The 14,669-nt window shown below is 60.2% G+C and carries 15 protein-coding genes and 1 pseudogene; 9 read left to right on the top strand and 7 right to left on the bottom strand.

Translation table 11 applies throughout. The annotated features are described in order from the left end of the window. The first annotated feature begins 7 nt into the window (after window positions 1-7). From epd to G5179_RS19250, 5 genes are all read left to right on the top strand, one after another. Complete coding sequence (gene epd, locus G5179_RS19270) at window positions 8-1,018, top strand: erythrose-4-phosphate dehydrogenase (RefSeq protein WP_005335438.1); 1,011 nt, start codon at window positions 8-10, stop codon at window positions 1,016-1,018. Between the two features lie 61 nt (window positions 1,019-1,079). Next, window positions 1,080-2,243: a phosphoglycerate kinase gene (locus tag G5179_RS19265; RefSeq protein WP_005335436.1), complete on the top strand. Its 1,164-nt coding sequence runs from the start codon at window positions 1,080-1,082 to the stop codon at window positions 2,241-2,243. Between the two features lie 115 nt (window positions 2,244-2,358). Continuing rightward, complete coding sequence (gene fbaA, locus G5179_RS19260; protein WP_005340963.1) at window positions 2,359-3,438, top strand: class II fructose-bisphosphate aldolase; 1,080 nt, start codon at window positions 2,359-2,361, stop codon at window positions 3,436-3,438. A gap of 159 nt (window positions 3,439-3,597) precedes the next feature. Beyond that, window positions 3,598-4,902, top strand: a complete 1,305-nt coding sequence (locus tag G5179_RS19255) for an NAD(P)/FAD-dependent oxidoreductase (RefSeq protein WP_421258926.1) — start codon at window positions 3,598-3,600, stop codon at window positions 4,900-4,902. 236 nt (window positions 4,903-5,138) lie between these two features. Beyond that, window positions 5,139-5,729: a hypothetical protein gene (locus tag G5179_RS19250; protein ID WP_421258925.1), complete on the top strand. Its 591-nt coding sequence runs from the start codon at window positions 5,139-5,141 to the stop codon at window positions 5,727-5,729. Between the two features lie 54 nt (window positions 5,730-5,783). On the opposite strand, the gene G5179_RS19245 is transcribed toward G5179_RS19250, so the two are convergent. From G5179_RS19245 to cutA, 4 genes and pseudogenes are all read right to left on the bottom strand, one after another. Beyond that, complete coding sequence (locus G5179_RS19245) at window positions 5,784-6,197, bottom strand: hypothetical protein (protein WP_042080037.1); 414 nt, start codon at window positions 6,195-6,197, stop codon at window positions 5,784-5,786. A 70-nt stretch (window positions 6,198-6,267) separates the two neighbouring features. Beyond that, window positions 6,268-6,759 (bottom strand): annotated as a pseudogene (locus tag G5179_RS19240) (GNAT family N-acetyltransferase). Then, entirely contained in the window at window positions 6,749-8,548 is a 1,800-nt protein-coding gene (locus tag G5179_RS19235; RefSeq protein WP_421258924.1) for a protein-disulfide reductase DsbD, read from the bottom strand. Before G5179_RS19235 ends, G5179_RS19240 begins: the two are co-directional and overlap by 11 nt. Continuing rightward, complete coding sequence (cutA, locus tag G5179_RS19230; protein WP_204480078.1) at window positions 8,545-8,862, bottom strand: divalent-cation tolerance protein CutA; 318 nt, start codon at window positions 8,860-8,862, stop codon at window positions 8,545-8,547. Before cutA ends, G5179_RS19235 begins: the two co-directional genes overlap by 4 nt. Window positions 8,863-9,106: 244 nt before the next feature. Between cutA and G5179_RS19225 the strand changes: the two genes are divergently transcribed. Then, complete coding sequence (locus tag G5179_RS19225; protein ID WP_005354392.1) at window positions 9,107-9,463, top strand: hypothetical protein; 357 nt, start codon at window positions 9,107-9,109, stop codon at window positions 9,461-9,463. A 162-nt stretch (window positions 9,464-9,625) separates the two neighbouring features. On the opposite strand, the gene G5179_RS19220 is transcribed toward G5179_RS19225, so the two are convergent. After that, window positions 9,626-10,072, bottom strand: coding sequence for a PACE efflux transporter (locus tag G5179_RS19220; RefSeq protein WP_047436069.1), 447 nt, complete (start codon window positions 10,070-10,072; stop codon window positions 9,626-9,628). A gap of 125 nt (window positions 10,073-10,197) precedes the next feature. Between G5179_RS19220 and G5179_RS19215 the strand changes: the two genes are divergently transcribed. Further along, entirely contained in the window at window positions 10,198-11,079 is an 882-nt protein-coding gene (locus G5179_RS19215; protein WP_167571162.1) for a LysR family transcriptional regulator, read from the top strand. A gap of 6 nt (window positions 11,080-11,085) precedes the next feature. Here G5179_RS19215 and ygfZ read toward each other — a convergent pair whose 3' ends face one another. Further along, window positions 11,086-11,994: a tRNA-modifying protein YgfZ gene (gene ygfZ / locus G5179_RS19210; protein ID WP_421258923.1), complete on the bottom strand. Its 909-nt coding sequence runs from the start codon at window positions 11,992-11,994 to the stop codon at window positions 11,086-11,088. A gap of 111 nt (window positions 11,995-12,105) precedes the next feature. Here ygfZ and G5179_RS19205 point away from each other — a divergent pair, with 111 nt between their 5' ends. Together G5179_RS19205 and G5179_RS19200 are read left to right on the top strand one after the other, a co-directional pair. Beyond that, window positions 12,106-12,375 (top strand): succinate dehydrogenase assembly factor 2, encoded by a 270-nt coding sequence (locus G5179_RS19205; protein WP_113739619.1) that lies wholly within the window; start codon window positions 12,106-12,108, stop codon window positions 12,373-12,375. 19 nt (window positions 12,376-12,394) lie between these two features. Then, entirely contained in the window at window positions 12,395-12,787 is a 393-nt protein-coding gene (locus tag G5179_RS19200) for a protein YgfX (RefSeq protein WP_421258922.1), read from the top strand. Window positions 12,788-12,944: 157 nt separating this feature from the next. Here the strand turns inward: G5179_RS19200 and nadB are convergent, their stop codons facing one another. Beyond that, on the bottom strand, window positions 12,945-14,552 hold the full coding sequence (nadB, locus tag G5179_RS19195; RefSeq protein ID WP_005354382.1) for an L-aspartate oxidase: 1,608 nt from the start codon (window positions 14,550-14,552) through the stop codon (window positions 12,945-12,947). Window positions 14,553-14,669 lie beyond the last annotated feature (117 nt).

Below are 14,669 nucleotides of genomic sequence, written 5' to 3'. Positions count from 1 at the left end.
ATTCTCGATGATCAAGATTGCCATCAATGGTTACGGACGGATCGGTCGCAACGTGTTGCGAGCCCTCTATGAAAGCGGGCGCGACAAGACCATCAAGATCGTCGCCATCAACGAGCTGGCGGCCCCCGAGGCCATGGTGCACCTGACCCGTTACGATACCAGTCACGGTCGCTTCCACCATCCGGTGCAACTGGCGGGCAACAGCATGCTGGTGGGGGAGGATCTCATCTCCCTGTTTGCCGAGCGGGATCCGTCAAAGCTGCCGTGGCGGGCGCTGGGGGTGGATGTGGTGCTCGATTGCACCGGGGTGTTTGGCTCGCGGGCCGATGCCGAGCTGCATCTGGCGGCGGGGGCGGGCAAGGTGCTCTTCTCCCACCCGGCGGATGCCGATGTGGATGCCACCGTGGTCTACGGGGTCAACCATCATACCCTCACCGGAGCGGAGCGGATCGTCTCCAACGCCTCCTGTACCACCAACTGCGTGGTACCGGTGATTGAAACATTGCATCGAGAATTCGAGATAAATTGTGGTACTATTACGACAATTCATTCGGCCATGCATGATCAGCAAGTCATCGATGCCTACCACAGTGACTTGCGCCGAACCCGCGCTGCCAGTCAGTCCATCATTCCGGTGGACACCAAGCTGGCAAAGGGGCTGGAGCGTATCCTGCCCCACTTTGCCGGCAAGTTTGAGGCGATCGCGGTGCGGGTGCCGACCATCAATGTAACAGCGATGGATCTCAGTATTACTGTTCGTAAAAAAGTGACAGTTACTGACGTAAATCAAGCCCTGCAACGGGCATCCAGAGGTACATTACACGGTATTCTGGATTACACGGAAGAACCTCTGGTCTCCGTAGACTTCAATCATGATGCACACTCCTGCATCATTGATGGTACCCAGACCCGGGTGAGCGATGCCAACCTCGTCAAAATGTTGATGTGGTGCGATAACGAATGGGGCTTCGCAAACCGGATGCTGGATACCACCCGGGCCATGATGGCCGCAGGCTGAGCCTGCCCCGGGCGAAAGGTTACTGTTTTTAACATTACCTGGAAAATATAGAGGACTGAATATGTCTGTTATCAAGATGACTGACCTGGATCTGGCGGGTAAACGCGTTCTGATCCGTGCTGACCTGAACGTACCGGTAAAAGACGGCAAGGTCACCTCCGATGCACGTATCGTTGCGACTCTGCCGACCATCAAGCTGGCTCTGGAAAAGGGCGCCAAGCTGATGATCACCTCCCACCTGGGTCGTCCGACCGAGGGTGAATACAACGAAGAATTCTCCCTGGCTCCGGTTGTCAACTATCTGAAAGACGCTCTGTCCTGCCCGGTTCGCCTGGCCAAGGATTACCTGGATGGCGTAGAAGTCGCTGCCGGTGAGCTGGTTGTGCTGGAAAACTGCCGCTTCAACAAAGGCGAGAAGAAGAACACCGAAGAGCTGGCCAAAAAATACGCCGCCCTGTGTGACGTCTTTGTAATGGATGCGTTCGGTACTGCTCACCGCGCCGAAGGTTCCACCTACGGTGTGGCTCAGTTCGCACCGGTCGCCTGTGCTGGTCCGCTGCTGGCGGGTGAACTGGAAGCCCTGGGCAAAGCCATGCTGAAGCCCGAGCGCCCGATGGTTGCCATCGTTGGCGGCTCCAAGGTCTCCACCAAGCTGACCGTTCTGGAATCCCTCTCCAAAATCGCTGACCAGCTGGTTGTCGGTGGTGGCATCGCCAACACCTTCATCGCTGCTGCCGGTCACAACGTCGGCAAGTCCCTGTGCGAGCACGATCTGATCGACACCGCCAAGAAACTGGCTGCCGAGACCAACATTCCTGTGACCACCGACGTGGTTGTAGGTGCCGAGTTCTCCGAATCCACTCCGGCGACCATCAAGTCCGTCTCTGACGTGACCGACGGCGACATGATCTTCGACATCGGCCCGGATTCTGCCAAGGCCCTGGCTGACATCATCATGAACGCCAAGACCATCCTGTGGAACGGCCCGGTTGGTGTATTCGAGTTTGACCAGTTTGCTGAAGGCACCAAGGTTATCGCTGAAGCCATCGCTGCTTCTCCGGCCTTCTCCATCGCTGGCGGTGGCGACACCCTGGCTGCTATCGACAAGTTCGGCATCGCTGACAAAGTCTCCTACATCTCCACTGGCGGCGGCGCCTTCCTGGAGTTCGTAGAAGGCAAGGTACTGCCGGCTGTTGCGATTCTGGAACAGCGCGCCAAAGCCTAATTGACCCGGAACGGGGGGCAAAAGCCTCCCGTTTCGTTTATCATGTGCCCGCTGTGCCGGTTCATGATGAACCCCCCATTTTTTATTAACGGCATACGAGACAGGACGATTAAACATGTCTAAGAAAATTTTCGACTTCGTAAAACCCGGCGTGATCACTGGTGATGACGTTCAGAAAGTGTTCGCCATCGCTAAAGAGAACGGCTTTGCTCTGCCGGCCGTAAACTGCGTTGGTACCGACTCCGTGAACGCCGTACTGGAAGCTGCCGCCAAGGTTAAAGCGCCGGTTATCGTTCAGTTCTCCAACGGTGGTGCCGTGTTCACCGCCGGTAAGGGTCTGAAGCTGGAAGGTCAGAAAGCTGCCATCCTGGGTGCCATCTCTGGTGCCAAGCACGTTCACGCTGTTGCCGAAGCCTACGGCGTGCCGGTAATCCTGCACACCGACCACGCTGCCAAGAAGCTGCTGCCGTGGATCGACGGTCTGCTGGAAGCGGGCGAGAAGCACTTTGCTGAAACCGGCAAGCCGCTGTTCTCCTCCCACATGCTGGATCTGTCCGAAGAGTCTTTGGAAGAGAACATCGACATCTGCTGCGAGTACCTGACCCGCATGGCCAAGATGAACATGACTCTGGAGCTGGAACTGGGTTGCACCGGTGGCGAAGAAGACGGCGTCGACAACAGCCACATGGATCAGTCCGCTCTGTACACCCAGCCGGAAGATGTTGCTTACGCTTACGAGCGTCTGTCCAAGATCAGTCCGCGTTTCACCATCGCTGCCTCCTTCGGCAACGTACACGGTGTATACAAGCCGGGTAACGTCAAGCTGACCCCGTCCATCCTGGACGCTTCCCAGAAGTACGTTTCCGAGAAGTTTGGCGTTCCAGCCAAGTCTCTGGACTTCGTATTCCACGGTGGTTCAGGTTCCACTCTGGAAGAGATCCGCGAGTCCATCTCCTACGGCGTAGTGAAGATGAACATCGACACCGACACCCAGTGGGCAACCTGGGAAGGTCTGCTGAACTTCTACAAGAAGAACGAAGCTTACCTGCAAGGCCAGCTGGGCAACCCGGAAGGTGCCGACAAGCCGAACAAGAAGTACTACGATCCGCGCGTATGGCTGCGTGAAGGTCAGACTTCCATGATCGCTCGTCTGGAGAAAGCATTCTCCGACCTGAACGCCATCGACGTACTGTAATTCGTTACAGCACCTTGATTGCATGAAAAGGCGCCCTTCGGGGCGCCTTTTGCATTTCTGTGATCCGCACCGGTTGGTGAGTGGAGGGGGAACTGGGTATTATCGAAACAACTTTGCTTATTTTATTAAACAATTTGCAACCAAGGCAGGATGCTGAGTATGCAGGCAGGAAAGCATAACGGATATCAGGAGCACGTCGCCTCCTACTACGCGGCCACCCGCAACGACTCGCAACAGTGGCCTGAGCTGGAGGGGGAGCACAAGGCTGACGTCTGCATCATCGGCGGCGGTTTTACCGGTCTCAATACCGCCATCAATCTGGCTGATGCCGGTTACAAGGTCGCCTTGCTGGAGGCCAACCGTATCGGCTGGGGCGCCTCCGGGCGCAACGGCGGTCAGCTTATTCGCGGTATCGGCCACGATACCAGCCAGTTTGCCCGCTGGATTGGCGAGCAAGGAGTGCGCGAGCTCGATTTGATGGGGCTGGAGGCGGTGCAGCTGGTGCGCGAGCGGGTCGAGCGCTTCAATATCGACTGCGATCTTACCTGGGGCTACTGCGACCTCGCGACCCGTCAGCGCCATCTGGCCGGTTTCGAAGAGGATCTCGCGCATCTGGCGAGCCTCGGCTATGAGCACGAACTCAAGCTGGTCCCGCGTGAAGATATCCATACAGTGGTGGGGTCGGATCGCTATATCGGCGGCCTCATCGACATGGGCTCCGGCCACCTGCATCCCCTCAATCTGGCGCTGGGCGAGGCGCGCGCCGCCGCCAGCCTCGGGGTCTCCCTGTTTGAACACTCCAGAGTGACCCATATCGACTACGGCAAGCAGGTTGAAGTGACCACCGCCCACGGCCGGGTCACTGCCGACTATCTGGTGATCGGCTGCAACGCCTACCTCAACGACCTCAATCCGGAGCTGGGGGGACGGGTACTGCCGGCCGGCTCCTATATCCTCGCCACCGAAGTGCTGGATCGCCGCTTGCGCCAGCGCCTGCTGCCGCAAAACATGGCGGTGTGCGATCAGAATGTGGCGCTCGACTATTACCGCCTCTCCGCCGACGGCCGCCTGCTGTTTGGCGGCGCTTGCAACTATTCGGGGCGGGATCCCCACGACATCAAGGCGTTCATGCTGCCCAAGCTGCTGCGGGTCTTCCCTGAGCTGGCTGGCACCGCCATCGAGTTCCAGTGGGGCGGCATGATCGGGATTGGCGCCAACCGGCTGCCGCAGATTGGCCGCCTAAAAGAGCATCCCAATGTACTCTATGCCCAGGCCTACTCGGGCCACGGTCTCAACGCCACCCATATGGCGGGCAAGCTGGTGGCCGAGGCGATCCGCGGCGAGAGCCGGGGTTTCGATCTCTTTGCCAGCGTGCCCCATATCACCTTCCCCGGCGGCCCGGCGCTGCGCTCCCCGCTGCTGGCTTTGGGTATGCTGTGGCACCGGATGAAGGATATCTTCTGACCCCCATTGTCAGCCTGCGCAGTGCTGGCTGAACGTGGCCCTTTTTGCCAACCCCTTGTTTATAGCGGGTTGGCACTATCGTTCCGCCCTATAGACCAAAAGATGCATTCGCGCCAATCTCGTCCCGTTGGCGCTATCTTTTAGGTGTGAGAGCGGTTATCTGCCAAGGGGCAAGGATTTGACAGATTGCCGAATATTTGCCGAGAAAGGGCTGGATACGGGGGGGGAGGACCAAGATGGAGATAAATGTGGTCGCGTCAGGCGGGCTCAGCCCGCTGGCGCAACGGCAGGGTTCTCCCGCTGTGCAGGCACAGGAGCGGACTGTGACCTCGCCATCAACGGGCGGCGACAGCCGGATGGTGCGCGACCTTGGTGCTGTGCTGGACGAACTGGGACTGTCACCGCAAGGGGAGAGCAGTGGTGGTGGCACTGTTTCAATTAGGGATTCGCTGGAAGCGTTCATCAACACCATGATGGGCTCCCTGCAACAGCAGCAGGAGCAACAGTTGGCATTGCAGCAACAACAGCGGCAAGAGCAGGAACAGCGCAAACTCGCCATCGCCGACAGCAGCGAAAACCCGCTCAAGCGGGATCTGGAGCGCCTGCTGGAGACGCTGGATCAGCAGGGCGGACAGGGAAAAGAGAGCGAGCAAGGAGCCGAGCGTGAAGCGGTCAACCCCTTGCAGAACCAGCTGACCAAGCTGCTGGAGAGCAGTGGTGCGGTAGAGAGCGGGGTCACCCTCAAGGAGGTGCTGTCAGGGTTGGCCAGCAAGTTGCCGAGCGAACCTGCCGAGCGAAAAGGGTATCGGGTCGATACCCAGGTTTGAGCTGGTTGGCAACAACAGTCCCGTAGTTGCAGTGCGTAAGGGGCGGGCAGCCCTTTATTGGGCCGGTTCCGCCAGTCGCCACCCCTGTTCGTCCTTCATCATCCACACCTCGGCCTCTTGTGGCAGCACCTGGCCCGCCTCGAACTCGCCATATTTGCGCTCGAGCTCCATCAGCCCCATCTCCTGCTGGAAGGGGCCAACCCGGTCGTAGACCAGGTCCTCGTCGTGCAACACCTGCAACTGATCGAGCCCCTGCTTGAAGTGGAGCTGGTAACTCACCTTGACCAGATAGACCCCCTCCATCCGCTCCTCCTTGCCGAGGATGGTGAAGTCGCTGATATCGAACAGGTTGGCGTCTGTCTCGGCCAGCAGCTTGGCGGTGACCTGCTGGCGGATATCCTCTTCACCGGGCCCTGCACTGCAGCCATAAAGCCAGAGGGCTAGCAGGGGGATGAACCACTTTTTCATCAAAACTCCGGACAAGTGCAAAACGAGAGGGGCGATTGTGCCACGCGAATGCGCGGCGGCAAACCTCGGCTCACGGTTCCAGTGAACGTTCCAGCACGATGGCCTCGGCCCGATAACCAGCCAGCTCGCGGCGATAGCACTCGGTGAACCCTCTGCGCAGCCAGAAGGATAGAGCACTCTCATTGCTGGCAATCACTGACAGGCGAAGCCGGGTAGCCCCCTATGAGCTTGCCAGCGTGCAGGCGTGAAGATAGAGCGACTGACCACGGCCACTCCCTTGCCAGGGTTCCCCCACCAGTAACAGACCCAGATAGGCGGTGTCTGGATTGGGGTAGCCGCGCAGCAGATCAATGACAGCGGTGAGTTCTCCCTGCTCCCAGCGGCCGATGAGATGTTTGTCGGAGAGAGGCTGGCCGGATGGGCAGGCGACAAGTTCCTCTTCTCCTGCCTGTGCAGAGAGAGGGTCATTGCTCACCGCCGCCTGATAGGAGGGGGCCTGCTCGAACAGCCGCTGCAAGGCAGGTGCATCGCTTGTCTGCAGCCGACGCAACTCAGTGTGCATCACTTACCATCTCGAGATGTTTGGCAAAGGGGATAGGCCCCATAAAACCGGTGACCCGCTGGCCTGTCAGCTCCTTGCCCTCGCGGTCGAAGAAGATGAGGGTCGGCAGTCCCAGCACATTGAGGCCGTTGAGCAGCTCGACATCGGCATCGTCGTTGGCGGTAACATCCGCCTGCAGCAGCACCATCTGGCCGAAGCGCTCCCGCACAGCCGGGTCGCTGAAGGTCTTGTGTTCGAACTCCTTGCAGGCGACGCACCAGTCGGCGTAGAGGTCGAGCAGCACCGGTTTGCCGCGGGCGGCTGCCAGCTGCACCTTGAGATCATCCAGCGTCTTGATGCGGATAAACTGCGGTGCCGTTTGACTGGCATCCGCCGTGATGACTGCAGGGGGGGCCGGTTGCAGCAGATCCTTGCCCACTACCACGGCGCTGATCATCGCCAGCAACAGCACGAAGCCGCGCACGCTTTTGGCCACCGAGTGGGGCTGGTGCTGGTTGTGGTGATAGAGATAACCGCACAGCAGCAGCCCCCAGCCGAGCCAGGCGAGGGTAGTAACTTGATCGCTCCAGAGCCGTGACAGCAGCAGGATGGGCACCGCCAGCAGGGCAAAACCAAACAGCTGCTTGATCACATCCATCCAGGCGCCCGCTTTGGGCAGCAGCTTGCCACCCGAGGTGCCGAGCAGCAGCAGCGGCAGACCCATCCCCAGTGACAGCGCATAGAGCGCCGCCCCGCCGAGCCAGAGATCGCCGCTCTGGGCCACGTAGATCAGCGCCCCCGAGAGCGGCGCCGTGGTGCAGGGGGAGCAGACCAGCCCGGAGATCATCCCCATGATGGCGACCCCGACTACCGAGCCGCCCTGCTGGCGGTTGGAGAGACCGGAGAGACGGGTTTGCAAACTGCTCGGCAGTTGCAGTGTATATAGGCCGAACATGGAGAGGGCCAGCAGCACGAACATCGCCGAGAGGGCGATCAGCACATAGGGGTGTTGCAGCGCCGCCTGGAATTTCAGACCTGCCGAGGCCACTACCAGCCCCAGCAGGGTGTAGGTGACCGCCATCCCCTGCACATAGACAAAGGAGAGCAGGAAGGCGCGACCGGTGGAGAGGCGATGGCCGGCACCGGCGATGATGCCTGTCAGGATTGGGTACATGGGGAAGACGCAGGGGGTGAAGGCGAGCCCCAGCCCCAGCGCGAAGAAGGCGACGATGCTGAGCCAGAAACCCTGATTGCCGAGGGCGGCGGCGAGCTGATCCTGCTGGCTAACCGGTGCGACGCTTTGTGCCGTTTCAGCAGTGGAGGCTGTGGTTGCCGTGACCAGCGGGGCCACATCGATCAGCTTGTCGGTCGGCGGGTAGCAGAGGCCGTCGGTACAGCCCTGATAGCGCACCCGCAGGGTGGCATTTTCCCCCACCTCCTTCAGCGGCACCGCAATGCTCACCTGCTGGTAGTAGACCCGGGTTTTGCCGAAGAAGTCATCCTCGTGCTCGGTGCCTTCCGGCAGGGTCGGCTCGCTGAAGGTGAGGTTGTTCCCCTTGAAACGCAGGCTGTGGCGATAGAGGTAGTAATCGTCGGCGATGTGAAGGGTCAGCAGCAGCTGATCGCCACGCTGTTCGCTCTCGATCTGAAAGGCCTCATTGACCTGCAAAAATTTGGGTTTGGCATTGGCTTCAATGCCCAGCGAGCTGAGCAGATCGGCGCCGCTGGCGTGGGCTGGGGCGCTGCCCACTGTTGTCATCAACAGGGCACAGAGCAGCAACAGGGGAGAGAGCAAGCGGGTGAACGTCATGCGGTCTCCCCATTGAGCCAGTCGAGATAGGCAGGTAGTCCGGCACTCACCGGCAGGGCCAGCAGTTCGGGCACTTCATAGGGGTGATTGGCTTGAATACATGCCTGCAGCTCGGCAAAGCGCGACTGGCGGGATTTGATGATGAGCTGGATCTCGGTGGCGCGCTCCACCTTGCCTTGCCAACGATAGACGGAGGTAATGCCCGGCAGTTGATTGATGCAGGCGGCCAGCCGCTGGTTCAGCAGCTTTTCGCAGAGAAGGTCGGCACTGGTTTGATCTGGGCAGGTGCAGAGCACCACAATGGCGTCGGTCATAAAGCGGATCTTCACCTCGTTGGGGTAAACCGGGCAGGCGCCCTTGCCGTCTCATCCTTTTCTGCGGATGAAGGTGAAAAAAGCGCCTGAAAATCAGCGGCTACTATACCCCAGAGGCGCTTCAAATAGCATCTGTAGCCATTTGTGAGCCAGCGCCAAAAATTTGTGGGGGGCATGAGATAGACGCTGTCATGGGGACAGGGCAGAATGAGCGGGCTTGTTCCCAATTGACGTAAGGAAATGTATGACCCAACAGAATGAGCAGCAGAGAAACCGCATGTTGAGCCTGCTGCGCGAAGGTGAGCGCCGCATGTTGGTTCAATTGGCCGGGCTGCTGCGCACGACCGCCGATGAAATCAATGCCGAGCTGGAGAAAGAGGAGCTGATGGCCACCCTGGAGCAGCCCATCACGGTGGAGTATCTCAACGGCGTGGTGCAGCACCATCTGTTCGAGCGCAAACACAAGGGAGATATGGCGGTTGCCCAGCAGATCCTGAGCGATTATCAGAGCGAGCTGGAAGCGCTGCAGACCGCTCAGGCCCAGCCTGAAGAGGCTGTTGCAACTGACGAGAGCGGCGAAGAACTCAAGGCCCAGGCCTGAGCGACGGGCAGGCCTGAATCCTTACCTCTGAATCAGCCGGCCTGCCAGCGCTGATCCCTGTTGCGGCCCCATCATGTCTGCCATGGTGGGGCCGTATCGTTTCTTTTGTTGCCTTCCCTTGTTGACCTTCACTTCTCGGTTTCAATCCAACTGATTCGTGCCTTAGCGCGCCTCTTGGGGCATGCCGTGCGGCACTTCGCGGGGGATGGGGAACACCTTGTCATAGCCCCAGTTGTAGACGAAGGCATAGATCAGGTAGAAGACGACGAAGCCCAGATCCAGCACCAGCGCCTCCAGCAGGCTGACGCTCAGCCACCAGGACATGACCGGCAGCGCGACGATCAGCAGACCGCCCTCAAAGCCGAAGGTATGCAGCACCCGTTGCCACAGGGTTTTGTGGGTATGGCCCTGATATTTGAGCAGCAGCTTGTCGACCCCGATGTTGTAGATGTAGTTCCAGACGGTGGCCAGCACCGAGAAGAACAGTGCCAGCGGGCCCATATGGTTGAGCCCGACCCCGGTAACCCAGCTGGCCAGCGGGGCGGCAATCAGCAGCCCAATGAATTCAAAGCCAATGGCATGGCGCAGGCGATCGTTACGGGTACGCATAAGTCACTCTCTCAATCAGATTTATTCACGGATTGCTGGTTAATCTATAGATCTTTAGCGATAGATTCATGTTGGTATCCATCGCTAAAATAGATGGATGAGAGAGCTTGCCGGAGGGCTATAAGATGATGCCATCACTGGAACAACTGAGGATCTTGCTGGCGGCCGCCGAAACCGGCTCGTTTTCCGCTGCCGCCCGCAAGCTGGGCAAGGCGCAGTCGGTGGTGAGCAGCGCCATCGCCAATCTGGAGATCGATCTGGCGCTCACCCTGTTTGACCGCAGCGGCCGCTATCCGCAGCTGACGGAGGCAGGGGCCCGCATGGTGCAGGAGGCGGGGATCCTGTTGGCGCAGAGTGAACGGTTGCAATCCATTGCCGGGGAGCTGGCGGCCGGGGTGGAGACGCGCCTCACCCTAGCCATCGATGATGACTCCCACCTCCCCTGGCTCGGCACCCTGCTGGAGGAGTTCGCCACTCGTTACCCGACCGTGGAGCTGGAGCTGCTCTTCCCGTTGATGGAGGATGTGACCGAGATGTTGGTGACTGGGCGGGCCCAGCTCGGCATCAGTTATCAGAAGGTGCATCCCCAGCGGGAGATTGTCGCCCGTTCGCTGGGGGAGGTGACCATGCCGCTGGTGGTGTCACCGGATCATCCGCTGGCCCGCAAGCAGCCGCTGCGGGAGGTCGATCTGCAGGGGGCACGTCAGCTGATGGTGACCGGCCGACGTGAAGGGAGCGAGCGCCAGCGTTTTCGCATCTCGGCTCAGGTGTGGTGGGTCGAGGGGGATCTCGGGGTGCTGGAGCTGGTCAAGCGGGGCCTTGGCTGGTCCGCCATTCCGGAATTTCTGCTGCATCAACCGCTGAAGCGGGGTGAAGTGGTGGTGCTGGAGCCGGACTTTATCGCCAGCCACGCGCTGGCGCTGGAGTTGCAGTGGCATCGCGCCCGCCCGCTGGGGCAGGCGGGGCGCTGGCTGAAGGAGGCACTGCTGGCGCGGGTGCCTCGCTAGCCGACCTTACTCGGTCAGGGCGTAAGGCAGGGGTTGCAGGGTGAGGCGGGAGCCTTCGTCCTGCTTGAGGCGGAATTGGGCGTCAGCCTCGGTATCTTTTGGTAGCACGGCAGTGAGCCACACCTGCCCGGCCTGTTGCCAGGCGTTGAGCACCATGCCGCTGCGGCGCCAGTTGTCACCCAGTTGCAGCTCCAGGGTATCGCCGCTGGTGACCGGCTCGCCGGCACTGCCCGCCAGCAGGAACAGGGCGCGGTTGTTGGCGCCGCGATACTTGGCGCGGGCCACCGTCTCTTGCCCCATGTAGCAGCCCTTGTTGAAGCTGATGCCGTCCAGTGCCTGCAGGTTGAGCATCTGCGGGATGAACTCCCCCTGATGCACAGCTTCCATGTGTGGCAGGCCCGCCTTGATCTCGAGCCCCCACCAGAGTGATTCGTCACCTTGCGGCAGGGCGTCGGCTTGCTGATTGCTCACCAGCAGCCAGCGATCCTGCTCAATCTTCACCGCCATGCCGCCGTCGATAAGACCGCTCTGCAGAAGGCCAAATTGCGCAGCGATCCACTCATCGCTGCCCGCACCGGCGATCCCAGTGGCGTGACGCTCATCGGCGGCGATCTCGACCTTGGAGAAGACGGCAAATTTCTTCAGCTCCGGCAACTGACGTTCCAGCACTGAAGGGCTGGTCAGCAGCAGCAGGCTGTCGTCGAGGCAGAGCAGGCGGAAATTGCTCCACAGCTTGCCCTTGGGATCACAGTGGCCGCCCGGGGTCTGTTGCCCTGGTTGCAGGGCGTTGACATCACAGGTGACCTGACCTTGCAGATATTTGGCGCGATCCTCGCCGCTGATACGGGTGATGGCCAGCTTGGTCAGGGGGAAGCGGGTCGGCTCGGCAGGAAAAACAGGTGGTTGCAGGCTCACGATGGTATTCCAGAGAGAAAGTATGTGAGCTGCATGGTAAAGACGTAACTAATGTTTGTCAGCCGGAAAATCCAGCTGGTACCATCCCCCGGTCTTTGTAAGGAGAGTGCCATGTTGAGCCCAGTTGAAAAATCCCGCCTGAAGTGGGCCTGCCGTCGCGGTATGCTCGAGCTGGATGTGATCTTTATGCCCTTTTTCGAACACGAGTTCGACTCCCTGAGCGAAGCCGATCAGCAGACCTTTATCCGCCTGCTGACGAGCGACGATCCGGATCTGTTCAAATGGTGCATGGGTCATGGTGTCCCTGCCGATCCCGCATTTGCCGCCATGATCCCGATGATCCTGGAGCGCAATCAGGCGCGCCACGACCGCCAGGGGTAATACCGTGGAGCGGGTGATCATGACGGTTCACCCCTCCCGCCATCAGCAATGTTTGCTGGTGGCCCTCTTTTTGTTGCTGCTCTGGCCGGTGGCTGGCCTGATTGCCGGTTGGCAGTGGGCGCTGTTGCTGCCCGTCTGGCTGGCGGCGCTCTGGTTGAGCTGGCGCTCCCTCGTCGAGCTCCCGTTCGAGCTTGTCTGGGATGGCCAGTGGCTACAGTGGCAAGGTCGCCGCTATCAGCTCGGCAAGAAAAGCCGTATTCTGCCCGGCGTGCTCAGGCTGGTGCTTTGTCCCGAGCCGGAAGGCTCTGAATCGGCGTCGCCACGGCAACTGTGGCTCTTCTCCGACGCCCTTCCCCCCGAACATTACCGCCTGCTGGCGCGAGCCATCCACTTTCTGCCGTCCCGACGTTGACGCCTGCTTCCCTGATAACCAGGCGCTGAGTTATCGCGATAAGCCGCTGCCATGTGGCTGATTACGGTACTCTTTTTGTGGCTGAAAAGCGGTTGAAAACAAGTGACCCCGCCATGGCGGGGTCACTGATTGCTGCAACGCTTTACGGGAAGGGGGATTAATCCCGCTCCGGGGTCAGCACAGTCGGTTTGGAGTCCGGCAGCATATCCGGATAATCCAGGTTGTAGTGCAAGCCGCGAGACTCCTTGCGCTGCAGGGCGCAGTTGACGATAAGCTCGGCCACCTGCAGCAGGTTGCGCAGCTCCAGCAGGTTGTTGGAGACACGGAAGTTGGCGTAGTACTCCTGCACCTCCTGCTTGAGCAGGTCGATACGGCGCTTGGCGCGGGCCAGGCGCTTGTTGGTACGCACTATCCCCACGTAGTCCCACATCATCAACCGCAGCTCGTGCCAGTTGTGCTGGATCACCACCAGTTCGTCGGAGTCTTCCACCTTGCTCTCGTCCCACACCGGCAGGCGCGGCGGCTCCACACTCATCGGCAGCTTGGCCAGAATGTCGGCCCCCGCCTGATGGGCATAGACCACACATTCCAGCAGGGAGTTGGAGGCCATGCGGTTGGCGCCGTGCAGACCGGTGTAGGTCACTTCGCCGATGGCATAGAGGCCGGGGATATCGGTCTGGCCGTTGTTGTCGATCATCACGCCGCCACAGGTGTAGTGGGCGGCCGGCACGATGGGCATCGGCTCCTTGGTGATGTCGATGCCAACCGCGAGGCAGCGCTCATAAATGGTCGGGAAGTGCTTGATGATGAAATCGGCCGGTTTGTGGCTGATATCCAGATACATGCAATCCGCCCCGAGCCGCTTCATCTCGTGGTCGATGGCGCGGGCGACGATATCCCGCGGCGCCAGCTCGGCCCGCTCGTCAAACTCCGGCATAAAGCGGCTGCCGTCCGGGCGGCGCAGATAGGCTCCCTCGCCACGCAGCGCTTCGGTCAGCAGGAAGTTGGGGTCGTCCGGGTGAAACAGGCTGGTGGGGTGGAACTGGTTGAACTCGAGGTTCGCCACCCGGCAGCCGGCCCGCCATGCCATGGCGATGCCATCGCCAGAGCTCACATCCGGGTTGGAGGTGTACTGGTAGACCTTGGAGGCACCACCGGTCGCCAGTGCCACGAAACGGGCACGGATCACCTCGACCTGCTCGGCGTTGCGGTTCCAGACGTAGGCGCCCAGTACCTTGTTGCCCGGCAGGTTGAGCTTGCGGGTGGTGATGAGGTCGACCGCGTTGAAGCGCTCCATCAACTGGATATTGGGGTGGGCACGAACCTGATCGATCAGGGTGAGCTGCACCGCTTTGCCGGTGGCATCCGCCGCGTGGAAGATGCGGCGATGGCTGTGACCCCCTTCCCGGGTGAGGTGGTACTGGGACTCGCCGTCGGCGTTCTCCTCCTGATCGAAGGGGACCCCTTGCTGAATGAGCCACTGGATGGATTCGCGGGCGTGGCGAGCGGTGAACTCCACCACTGCCGGATCACACAACCCGGCGCCCGCGTTGAGCGTGTCGCTCACGTGGGATTCGATGCTGTCGGTTTCGTCGAAAACGGCAGCGATGCCTCCTTGCGCATAGAAAGTGGCCCCTTCACTGATGGGCCCCTTGCTCAGAACCAGGACTTTGGCGTGGTCTGCCAATCGCAACGCGAGGGACAAACCAGCGGCACCGCTGCCAATGATCAGTACATCGCAAAGGTATTCAACACTTGCTTTCATAAGTATCATTGGCCTGGATTAAGAACTGGCACCATGGTAGCCCAAGCGAGGGCGAGGATGCAGCCTGCATCACATTTTTTTCAATTGAAGCGAACTTTCTCTGATTCTCCCTGTCTG

Origin of the sequence: Aeromonas sp. 600886 (assembly GCF_049174935.1) — a bacterium.
In the GTDB taxonomy this organism is placed as follows: Bacteria; Pseudomonadota; Gammaproteobacteria; order Enterobacterales; family Aeromonadaceae; genus Aeromonas; species Aeromonas veronii_A.
The sequence above is the reverse complement of the archived record's forward strand: the minus strand, read 5'-3'. Positions and strand labels throughout refer to the sequence as shown.

What these genes read in the sequence shown, in the direction of transcription:
- G5179_RS19265 (WP_005335436.1), top strand. Translation starts at nt 1,080, where the DNA reads ATGTCTGTTATCAAGATGACTGACCTGGATCTGGCGGGTAAACGCGTT.
- nadB (WP_005354382.1), bottom strand. Translation starts at nt 14,552, where the DNA reads ATGAAAGCAAGTGTTGAATACCTTTGCGATGTACTGATCATTGGCAGC.
- cutA (WP_204480078.1), bottom strand. Translation starts at nt 8,862, where the DNA reads ATGACCGACGCCATTGTGGTGCTCTGCACCTGCCCAGATCAAACCAGT.
- G5179_RS19205 (WP_113739619.1), top strand. Translation starts at nt 12,106, where the DNA reads ATGTTGAGCCCAGTTGAAAAATCCCGCCTGAAGTGGGCCTGCCGTCGC.
- G5179_RS19220 (WP_047436069.1), bottom strand. Translation starts at nt 10,072, where the DNA reads ATGCGTACCCGTAACGATCGCCTGCGCCATGCCATTGGCTTTGAATTC.
- G5179_RS19250 (WP_421258925.1), top strand. Translation starts at nt 5,139, where the DNA reads ATGGAGATAAATGTGGTCGCGTCAGGCGGGCTCAGCCCGCTGGCGCAA.
- G5179_RS19235 (WP_421258924.1), bottom strand. Translation starts at nt 8,548, where the DNA reads ATGACGTTCACCCGCTTGCTCTCTCCCCTGTTGCTGCTCTGTGCCCTG.
- fbaA (WP_005340963.1), top strand. Translation starts at nt 2,359, where the DNA reads ATGTCTAAGAAAATTTTCGACTTCGTAAAACCCGGCGTGATCACTGGT.
- G5179_RS19200 (WP_421258922.1), top strand. Translation starts at nt 12,395, where the DNA reads ATGACGGTTCACCCCTCCCGCCATCAGCAATGTTTGCTGGTGGCCCTC.
- epd (WP_005335438.1), top strand. Translation starts at nt 8, where the DNA reads ATGATCAAGATTGCCATCAATGGTTACGGACGGATCGGTCGCAACGTG.
- G5179_RS19255 (WP_421258926.1), top strand. Translation starts at nt 3,598, where the DNA reads ATGCAGGCAGGAAAGCATAACGGATATCAGGAGCACGTCGCCTCCTAC.
- G5179_RS19225 (WP_005354392.1), top strand. Translation starts at nt 9,107, where the DNA reads ATGACCCAACAGAATGAGCAGCAGAGAAACCGCATGTTGAGCCTGCTG.
- G5179_RS19245 (WP_042080037.1), bottom strand. Translation starts at nt 6,197, where the DNA reads ATGAAAAAGTGGTTCATCCCCCTGCTAGCCCTCTGGCTTTATGGCTGC.
- G5179_RS19215 (WP_167571162.1), top strand. Translation starts at nt 10,198, where the DNA reads ATGATGCCATCACTGGAACAACTGAGGATCTTGCTGGCGGCCGCCGAA.